At 42.2% G+C, this 7,716-nt stretch carries 11 protein-coding genes and 1 tRNA gene; 4 read left to right on the top strand and 8 right to left on the bottom strand.

Annotation, left to right across the window (positions count from 1 at the left end; all coding sequences use genetic code 11):
* From IQ234_RS19010 to IQ234_RS18995, 4 genes are all read left to right on the top strand, one after another.
* Positions 1-101 (top strand): transposase (locus tag IQ234_RS19010; RefSeq protein WP_133164180.1); only part of this gene is annotated, 101 nt, incomplete at its 5' end.
* Between the two features lie 153 nt (positions 102-254).
* Positions 255-479, top strand: coding sequence for a DUF6883 domain-containing protein (locus tag IQ234_RS19005; RefSeq protein WP_228008624.1), 225 nt, complete (start codon positions 255-257; stop codon positions 477-479).
* A gap of 106 nt (positions 480-585) precedes the next feature.
* Positions 586-834 (top strand): DUF4926 domain-containing protein, encoded by a 249-nt coding sequence (locus IQ234_RS19000; RefSeq protein WP_193958224.1) that lies wholly within the window; start codon positions 586-588, stop codon positions 832-834.
* Positions 835-880: 46 nt separating this feature from the next.
* Positions 881-1,876 (top strand): DNA cytosine methyltransferase, encoded by a 996-nt coding sequence (locus tag IQ234_RS18995; RefSeq protein WP_193958223.1) that lies wholly within the window; start codon positions 881-883, stop codon positions 1,874-1,876.
* A 24-nt stretch (positions 1,877-1,900) separates the two neighbouring features.
* Here the strand turns inward: IQ234_RS18995 and IQ234_RS18990 are convergent.
* The 8 genes from IQ234_RS18990 to IQ234_RS18955 form a co-directional block, all read right to left on the bottom strand.
* Positions 1,901-1,985: transfer RNA gene (locus IQ234_RS18990), tRNA-Leu, on the bottom strand.
* Entirely contained in the window at positions 1,964-2,851 is an 888-nt protein-coding gene (locus IQ234_RS18985) for a M48 family metallopeptidase (RefSeq protein ID WP_172456311.1), read from the bottom strand. The genes IQ234_RS18990 and IQ234_RS18985 overlap by 22 nt, the downstream gene beginning before the upstream one ends.
* Positions 2,844-3,263 (bottom strand): tetratricopeptide repeat protein, encoded by a 420-nt coding sequence (locus IQ234_RS18980; protein ID WP_002766728.1) that lies wholly within the window; start codon positions 3,261-3,263, stop codon positions 2,844-2,846. Before IQ234_RS18980 ends, IQ234_RS18985 begins: the two co-directional genes overlap by 8 nt.
* A 119-nt stretch (positions 3,264-3,382) precedes the next feature.
* On the bottom strand, positions 3,383-4,120 hold the full coding sequence (locus tag IQ234_RS18975) for a sulfite exporter TauE/SafE family protein (RefSeq protein ID WP_193958222.1): 738 nt from the start codon (positions 4,118-4,120) through the stop codon (positions 3,383-3,385).
* A 31-nt stretch (positions 4,121-4,151) separates the two neighbouring features.
* Positions 4,152-4,919, bottom strand: coding sequence for a peptidase (locus tag IQ234_RS18970; protein ID WP_193958221.1), 768 nt, complete (start codon positions 4,917-4,919; stop codon positions 4,152-4,154).
* 125 nt (positions 4,920-5,044) lie between these two features.
* Positions 5,045-5,821: a 3-oxoacyl-[acyl-carrier-protein] reductase gene (gene fabG, locus IQ234_RS18965; RefSeq protein ID WP_228008625.1), complete on the bottom strand. Its 777-nt coding sequence runs from the start codon at positions 5,819-5,821 to the stop codon at positions 5,045-5,047.
* Positions 5,822-5,962: 141 nt separating this feature from the next.
* Complete coding sequence (locus IQ234_RS18960) at positions 5,963-6,862, bottom strand: lysophospholipid acyltransferase family protein (RefSeq protein ID WP_193958219.1); 900 nt, start codon at positions 6,860-6,862, stop codon at positions 5,963-5,965.
* Between the two features lie 372 nt (positions 6,863-7,234).
* On the bottom strand, positions 7,235-7,716 hold a 482-nt coding region (locus tag IQ234_RS18955), incomplete at its 5' end, for a M10 family metallopeptidase C-terminal domain-containing protein (protein ID WP_416209687.1).

Raw genomic sequence — 7,716 nt, 5'->3', positions numbered from 1 at the left:
TTAACAATAAACTGAAGGTGATTAAAAGGAGAGGCTATGGATTTAGAAACTTTAAAAACTTTAGTCTTAGATGTTTATTAAATTGGCATTTTGCTAGTTGATTTTACATGGTAAGTTCGGAAGAACCAATTAGATCAAGCTCTGGCATGGAATGCTAATCATCCACCGCAGTTATCAGATATAGAATCCCTAGACAGCAAACTCGAAAATCATGAGTGCTGAAGAAAAGGCTAGAAAACTAAGTAGATTGAGCGATGCAAATTCCATCTAAAGCAATTATTCCAGAGGATAAACTTACTCGTTATCTTCTCGTATTCAGAGACAAAGATGACAAATCAAAATTTTTAGCACAAGCAGGATTTACTCTCGATAATGTGACCAGTTTGCAAAAAGCGATTATTCAGCTAATTACAGCAGAAGATGCGTCAAAGATGGTAAAAATGAATAGGGTATCTTTTATCGAGTTGAAGGAATGCTAGAAGGAGTTAACGGAATCAATTTAGCAGTGGTTACAATATGGATACTGCGATATATTGACGACTGTTTTCAGTTTGTTACTCTCAAGCCCCGAAAGGATAGATAATTATGGATGTTAGATTATACGATCATCTGGTTCTTTGTCTTGATGTTCCCGAAGACAATCTAAAATCGGGAGATGTGGCAGTATTAGTGGATTTAATCCCTCATCCTAGCAATGGCGAAATGGGAGCAATTTTAGAAGTTTTTAACGCTCTCTGTGAGTCAATTTCAGTAGTTACTGTGCCAATTTCGGCGATTAAACCCCTACAGGTCAATGAAATATTTACCGTCCGCTATTTAGTGAAAGTTGAGTAATTTAAAATCAAAGAGAATATCCCTATCGCTGCAATTTTAATCACCGATGAATCTCCTGAAAGATAGCAAAAAAATTCGTTTTATTGACCTCTGTTGTGGTTTGGGAGGGTTTCGAGTCGCTATTCAACAAGTTTGTCGCCCAAAAAACTTAGAATCTGATTGTGTTTTTTCCTGTGATATAGATAAAGATGCTCAGGCAATTTATCAGGCTAATTTTGAAGAAAAACCCTGGGGAGATATTACCGAAATCGCTGCCCTAGATATTCCCAATCACGATATTTTAATGGCAGGTTTTCCCTGTCAACCTTTTAGTATTTGTGGTGATTTAAAGGGATTTGAAGATACCAGAGGCACGCTATTTTTTGAGATTGCTCGCATTTTAAAAGCCAAACAACCCGCAGCATTTATTCTGGAAAATGTCAAGCAATTGCAGGGACATCAACAGGGAAAAACCTTAGAAGTTATTCTCGATACTCTGCAAGATTTAGATTACTATACCGATTATCGGGTTTTGAATGCTCTTAATTTTGGTTTACCGCAAAAACGGGAACGGATTTTTATCGTTGGTTTCCGAGAAGCGAGAGATTTTATCTGGCCAAAACCAGCTTTATCTAGAACAAGTTTAACGGAAATATTAGAGGAAAATGTCTCAGATTTTTATTATGCTTCCGAAAGAATTCAAAAAAGTCGCCTGCTGAAAAGAGAGGGAAAAAAACCTTATAGTGAACCGACTATCTGGCACGAAAATAAAGGAGGAAATGTCAGCGCTTATCCCTATTCCTGTGCCTTGCGAGCGGGAGCATCCTATAATTATTTGTTAGTGGATGGGAAAAGACGTTTAACAGAAAGGGAAATGCTACGTTTACAAGGTTTTCCTGATGATTATCAAATTGTCGGCAGTTATCAAACTATGCGAAAATTAACGGGTAATAGTGTGGCGATTTCCTGCGTAGCTGCTGTGGTTAATTCTGTGATCGAGTCTTTGTTAGATATTGAGCAAGCATCAACTAAGCCAATATTATCGGCCATTTCTAGGCCATAATAGCCAGAAATTACTGTAATTTGATGGGCGGAGTCGGACTCGAACCGACATGAGGGGCTGCCTCGCCACATTTTGAGTGTGGTGCGTCTACCAATTTCGCCATTCGCCCTTGGCATTAGTTCTATCATTATAACCCATTTTTGGCCCTTTTAACAAATTTTGATAATCGGGGGAACTGGCCCAACGATCAATTTCTCGCGCACGCAGGACGGGGAGGGGATGGGTTAACTGTTGGGTTTGCAAACCCTTTAACATTTCGCCCATTTCCGAGGCGCTGACGGCATCGTAGGACTTGGCCTGATCGATAAAAGCCTCTAAATTTAATAAAGGTGCGAGACTGGGGGAACCTCCAGCTAACTTCATTAACACCGACATGACGATTTTTGGGTCTTGAACTGCCAATAAAGCCGCTCGATCACAACTAAACTCGGCGCAGCGCACCCATGCTAACATTCTCTCCTGTAGGGATCGTGCTAACATTGTCCCCCAATTGGGCAGTAATCCCGCCGCTAGGACCATAATATTGGCTAAAGTCAGATAAACGCCGTGTTCACATTTGAGATGTCCTAATTCGTGGGCGATTACCGCTTGAATTTCTGCGGGAGTCAGCATTTCAATTAGGGAAGTGTGCATCACCATAAACGGTTTTTTGCCGCGCATGGCGAAGGTATAGGCGTTAGGAACGGGGTTTTGTTGAATGTATAATTGAGGTGGTTCTAAGTCGAGAACTCGGCAAGCTTCTAGGAGGAGATTATGCAGGTCGGGTAATTGTTTTTCCCCCACCAAAACACTAGCAGCAATATTATTTAGGTAAAAGAATTCCTCAGCGACGGAACCTAACAAACTTCTCACGGCTATATCTAACCCGGGCAGTTGTTTAAGGGAATTAGTGGCCTCTAGGTCGATGGGATGCCGAAAATCATTGGCTTTTAAGCCGAGTAATAACTGTTTTGATAATTCCATATTCTTATTCATTTAACCAAGCTTTGACGCGTTCTAAACTTTTCCAATCGGGTTTTCTAGCCAAACCATCAGCGATATTTTCATCCACTTCTTGGCGAACTTCTTTGTTTAAACTAACTAATTGTTGCACCAGTTCGATATGTTCTCTAACTCCGGCGGTTTTGGTTTCTAACATAGCTAAAACCAAATTGATCCGGTTTTGGGGGGAAACTTTATCGAGTTTAACGGCTTTTTGGGCCGCTTTTAGGGCTAATTCCGGTTTATCGGTGAGCATATATAACCAAGCTAAACAGGACCAAACGGCGGCATTTTTAGGACTGCGATCGCTTAATTGTTTAAATTCCGGCAATAAACTGGCGGCGCTTTCTCCCTGTTGGTAGCGTTCTAAACCTTGTTCGAGGGTAAAATTGGCGGTTTCTGTCATTTTCAGTGGCGGGGTTAATCAAGGAGCAAATTTAACGGTTATCGGCGTATTACACAAAGCTAGTACAAATCACCTTTATCTAGTATTCTAGCAAAATTTGTCCCCTTGTCAGCAAAATTTTAAAAGACGATGCCCCGTTCTCGCCAGATCATCAATAGGCCACTCATCGAAACGAATAACATCACTGCTTGTTTAAATTGCTGGGGACTCATTTTTTCTAAAACTTTTTGTCCTAACCAATTGCCCGGCCAGGCTGCTAATCCTAACAATAAACCGTAACCAAGAAAAGGCAGATGTAAAACTCCAAAGGCTGCGTAGGCGATTAATTTGGCCACATGAACTACTACCATGTGAACGGATTTAGTTGCCACCATTGGTTCTTTAACTAGCCCATAGTTAATATAAAACAGGTTCATCATCGGGCCGGTACTACCGACTAATCCCGACAGGAAAGCGTAGATAAATCCCGATGGCATAAAATACCAAGTTTTAATCTCAAAAAAAGAATTTTCTTGTTGGGGAAATAATTGTTTAAGCGAGGATAAAACCAGAAAAATTCCCAAAACTAGCGGCAACCATTTAAATTGTAAATGGGCAAAGACAAAAGCACCGAGGGTAGATCCCATAATTGCCCCGGGTAAGTACCACACTGTCGAAGGCCAGTCAATGGCCCGCCAATACATTCCCATCCGTTGGACATTACCGATTAGCATCCCCGTGGTCAAAACCGGAGGAATGACGGCAGCATCGAGAAACCAACCTAAAACGGGGAGTAGAATCAGGGGGCTGCCCCCACCAGCAAGGCTACTAAAAAACCAAGCTAGACTACCTGCCAACATCAAGGTAACAATGATCATCGAGTTGTAAGGTTAATTCACAAAGAGTTACTTAATCTATTATGATATCTTCTTTGGGATCTTCATCGGTATAATGCCATTCCACATTGGGCATAGCCTCGAAAGCTTGCCGGACGTAATCTTCCCAGAGTTTCCGCATTTTGGCTAGGTAGGGATCTCCTAGGCGCAATTGTAACTTATGACGTAGGCTTAGGCTATTAGCTTCATACATACTCAAATAGATAGGCGGTCCGACAGAAATATTCGATTTCATGGTCGAATCGATGGAAAGTAAGGCACATTTGGCCATTTCCTCTAGGGGTGTATCATAGGTAATAGTGCGATCAAGAATCGGTTTACCGTATTTAGTTTCACCTATCTGTAAAAAGGGCGTTTCTTTGGTGGCTTGAATATGATTTCCCTGGGAATAAATCAGGAATAATTGCGGGTCTTCTCCTTTAATTTGTCCCCCAAGAATAAAGTTACATTGAAAATCAATATTATCTTTTTCCAGCCAGGTTCTTTCCCTAGCTTGTACTTGACGACTTTTATCACCGATATAGTGAGCCATATCGTAGAGATGAGTCAGAGAATGGAGACTTTTATCCTCTTGATTGTGCAGATCTCTTTTTAGTTCGTGAATCACGCCTTGGCTAATCGATAAATTCCCCGATGTGCAGACCATAATTACCCTTTCTCCCGACACCGAAAAGTCAAATAATTTCCGATAGGCCGAGATATAATCGACTCCCGCATTCGTGCGAGAATCTGCCCCCATAACAATGCCAAAACGATTGATAATTCCTAAACAGTAAGTCATTTTAAATTATAAATTATGAATTATGAGTTATGAATTGAGAAGTGGGGAGAGGAGAGTGCCAGAGTTGGTATAAAAAAGCTAAATTCTGACCACCGACGACTGATAACTGATAACTGATAAATGAATTAAGCCATAACCATGCCACCATCGACGTTAAAGACTTGACCAGTGATATAAATAGCGGCGGGATCTGCAGCTAAAAAACGCACCATTCCGGCGACTTCTTCCGGTTTTCCGTAACGGGATAGGGGAATATATTTGAGAATTTCATCTGCTTTGAGGTCATGAGTCATATCAGTTTCAATAAAGCCGGGGGCTACGGCATTAACAGTGATGCCTCGACTGGCAAATTCTTTGGCTAAAGTTTTCGTTAAACCGATGACACCAGCTTTAGCGGCACTGTAATTAGATTGACCCGGATTACCTATCAAACCAGATACAGAAGTGATGTTAATTATGCGGCCGCTTTTCTGTTTTAACATCAATTTACCGACGGCACGAGTGCAGAGAAAAACCCCGGTTAAATTGAGATCGATGACCGCTTGCCAGTCTTCTAATTTCATTCTTAACATTAGGGTATCCCGGGTAATACCAGCATTATTAACTAAGACATCAATATGACCGAATTTTTCCTTGGTACTGTCCACTAAATTATCCACTTCTTCGCTTTTAGCCACATCTGCTTGTAGTGCTATTGCCTTTCCCCCGGCTGCGGTAATTTCTTCAACAACGGCATCAGCAGCGCTGCTAGATTTAGCATAGTTCACCACTACAGTAGCACCCTGGCTGGCTAATTCCAACGCGATCGCTTTGCCGATCCCTCGCGAGGCCCCGGTTACTATGGCTACTTTGTCTTGTAAATGCTGGCATTCTGCGGGTAATAGTTTCATAATTTTCTGCATTCCCCAAATAATCGTCAAATCTCAAGAGAAAACTTTGTACTGATAACTTTGCTCAAAACACTTCATTATCTCACAAGCGGGTTAATCTGACCGCAGCAATGCTCAAGTGCGATCGCTTTGTCCCCACTTTCCTCTATAGTATCAGGGAGAATTGGCCGCCACTAATTGATCGAGTTGTTGCTGCATCAAATAACAGACTTTCTCATAACATTCGCGTACATAACGGCGGTCCCGGGCCGCTTTTTTGCCGTAACGTTCAAAAATAATTGGGGGACAAACCCGCGTCTGTATCGGTACGGGTAAGGGAATATTCGGCAAGGGACCGATAGCTAGTCCCCAGGGTAAACCGAAATAGATGGGACAAGTCCCGGGGTCAATACCGAAAGGCCAAGGCATACCCTTTTCATGTAATTCTTTTAATTGAGGATAAATATCCTCGAGGACAAACAGAGTCGAGTGAGCGCCGTGGGAAATGGCGGGAATAATCGGCACTTCGTACTGTAAAGCTAGTTTAACAAAAGCTTGATTACCAGCAAAATGAATTTTATTTCTTAAACTGTGGGGACGGAAAACATCCGTAGCACCTCCTGGATAAATTAGGACACTAGCGCCACTATCCAAAGCAGCGATCGCCATTTTCGGATGAGCATGAATGGCTCCCATTTGGGCTGCCAGACTAGCTTGGGGTGGAAAAACTCGCCAGACTCGCGAATCCATCAAACCATAGATTAAGCGATCGCTGCCAAAGCGTTGAAACCAATCATACATCATCATAAACATATCGGGAGCCGCTAAACCGCCGTTATGGGAGCCGATAAATAATACTTGTCCTGAGGGGGGAATATTTTCCCAACCATCGGTTTTAACGCGAAAATAATGGTGATAAAACCAATCCAGAAGGGGGACAAATTTTTCGATCACTTGCGGATCGCGATCCTCTAATGACCAACCGGTGAGGGTATCAACAGGGGCCTTGGCCGCTTGTAGGGATAATTCGGCAAAAGTCGCCGTAGATGAGACAAAAGAACTAAAAATCTGCATTGATGCCCAGTTGATAATTTAAGCGCATCTTATTATCGCAAATTTGGGTTAAAAACCCCGTCGTTTTAGAACGGCTTTCCCTATTTTGTCCGACAGTTAACATAGTATTTGCTATTAGCCAGTCTTGTCTAACTCTTTGAACTGGCACTTTAAGACTTTAGAGGAATTAGAAGTCAAAGTAGATGAATTGTTTAAGACTTAACACCCCAGAGGGTTGCTTCTCTCACGGGATTTACCTTCATCCTTGATGCTTTATTTGCTCTGAATACAATTTAATTTGGTATCAGCAGAAGTCCCTCGCTTTTAGCGATGGGACTTCTGCTGACACTCAGTTAAATGCACTAAGAGCTTATTGCCTCAAACCAGAGGATGTCACAACACTATACTGGTAACAGGTAAACTATACACTCCAGCGATCGCCAATTGAAAGTCGCTGACTGAATCGCCGTTGGTATCCCCGCGAAGGAGACCACCGTAAAAGCGCAGTTGTCCCGCTTGACCTGAAAAATCCGAGGCACCAATAAACGTGAAACTCTGATTACCAGCGTTGAGGGAGTTGGCATCAATGCCAGAGATGTCAATGGTATCAAGACCAGTATTGAAATCGAGGATATTGTCTTGGTTTGCACCTTGACCGATTTCATCAACGGTGTTGAAGATAAAACGGTCGCGACCTTCACCTCCCGTTAGTTGATCTGACCCTAATCCTCCGATAAGAATGTCCTCACCACCGCCACCAATAATGACATCATTACCATTGCTACCGGTGATATTATCATTCCCCCAATAGCCATGGATTTGGATATTGCCACCGACAAAGTTGGTATTAGAGAAGTTGAGGGTATTGTCACTCC

Source organism: Microcystis aeruginosa LEGE 91341 (genome assembly GCF_015206885.1).
GTDB lineage: Bacteria > Cyanobacteriota > Cyanobacteriia > Cyanobacteriales > Microcystaceae > Microcystis > Microcystis aeruginosa_H.
The sequence above is the reverse complement of the archived record's forward strand: the minus strand, read 5'-3'. Positions and strand labels throughout refer to the sequence as shown.